Raw genomic sequence first — 1,310 nt, forward strand, 5'->3', positions numbered from 1 at the left:
AACCGCCCCGGCTTTCGTGGAGGCCGGTTAGTGTGAGTCAGGCCGGAACGGCTTGACTGCTCTGTTGCTTGTAATAGTTTGCCTCAGCTTCGGCTGGCGGTATATAGCCGAGCGGTTCCAGCAGGCGGTGATGGTTGAACCAGGACACCCATTCCAGCGTGGCCAGCTCGACGGCCTCACGCGTCTTCCAGGGAGCGCGGCGGTGGATTAGCTCAGCCTTGTAGAGCCCATTGATCGTCTCGGCCAGGGCATTGTCGTAACTGTCGCCCTTGCTGCCCACAGACGGCTCAATGCCGGCTTCCGCCAGGCGCTCGCTGTACTTTATCGACACGTATTGCGAGCCCCTGTCGCTATGGTGGACCAGCTCGTTTCGTTCCGGCTGACGCGCATACAGCGCCTGTTCCAGTGCGTCGAGCACGAAATCGGTCCGCATCGAGCTGCTGACCCGCCAGCCGACGATGCGCCGGGCGAAGACGTCGATGACGAAAGCGACGTAGACAAAACCCTGCCAAGTCGAGACGTACGTGAAGTCGGAGACCCACAGTTGGTTCGGTCGCTGGGCCTTGAACTGGCGATTGACGCGGTCGAGCGGGCATGGCGCCTTCGCATCGGCCACAGTCGTACGCACGACCTTGCCTCGCATGACGCCACGCAGGCCGGCTTTGCGCATCAGGCGCTCCACGGTGCAGCGGGCCACGTCACTCCCCTCACGCCGCAGTTGGCGCCAAACCTTATCGGCCCCGTAGACCTGCAGGTTCGCCTGCCAGATACGTTCGATGTCAACGCTCAGCACGTCGTCACGTTGGACCCGAGCGCAGCGCAGTGCCGGGTTGCGTTGCTGCGCAGCGTGGCGCCAGTAACCCGACGGTGCGACCTGCATCACCTTGCAGATCGACTCGACACCGTAGGCATGGCGGTACTGGTCGATGAATGCTCTCACGACTTGAAGTGGCGGCCGAGCTCCGCCTGGGCGAAAAAAGCACTCGCTAGACGCAGAATCTCGTTCGCCTTGCGCAGCTCGCGCACCTCTCGCTCAAGCGCCTTGACGCGTTCTTCTTCGGCAGTGGTTAGCCCTGGACGCTGGCCGGTATCACGCTCCTGCTGGCGTACCCAGCGGCGTAGCGTTTCTGGCGTGCAGCCGATCTTGGCTGCGATCGACGTGATCGCTGCCCACTGCGATTCGTACTGGCTGCCGGCTTCGCTGACCATGCGCACGGCGCGCTCGATGACTTCGGGGGAATACTTCGGTTGCTTTTTCATAGCTCCATTCTCTCAAACAATGGAGCCTCCTCAAAACCCGGAGCGATTCA

At 62.1% G+C, this 1,310-nt stretch carries 1 protein-coding gene and 1 other annotated feature; the gene reads right to left on the bottom strand.

The annotated features are described in order from the left end of the window. Positions 1-37: 37 nt before the first annotated feature. A protein-coding gene (locus QWL29_RS26490) for an IS3 family transposase (RefSeq protein ID WP_305825843.1) occupies positions 38-1,260 on the bottom strand; the annotation gives its coding sequence in 2 pieces (ribosomal slippage) (positions 38-981 and positions 981-1,260; 1,224 coding nt in all). Further along, positions 866-982: a sequence feature (AL1L pseudoknot), on the bottom strand. It overlaps the preceding gene by 117 nt. Positions 1,261-1,310 lie beyond the last annotated feature (50 nt).

The organism is Massilia brevitalea, assembly GCF_030711405.1.
Classification (GTDB): Bacteria; Pseudomonadota; Gammaproteobacteria; order Burkholderiales; family Burkholderiaceae_D; genus Telluria; species Telluria brevitalea.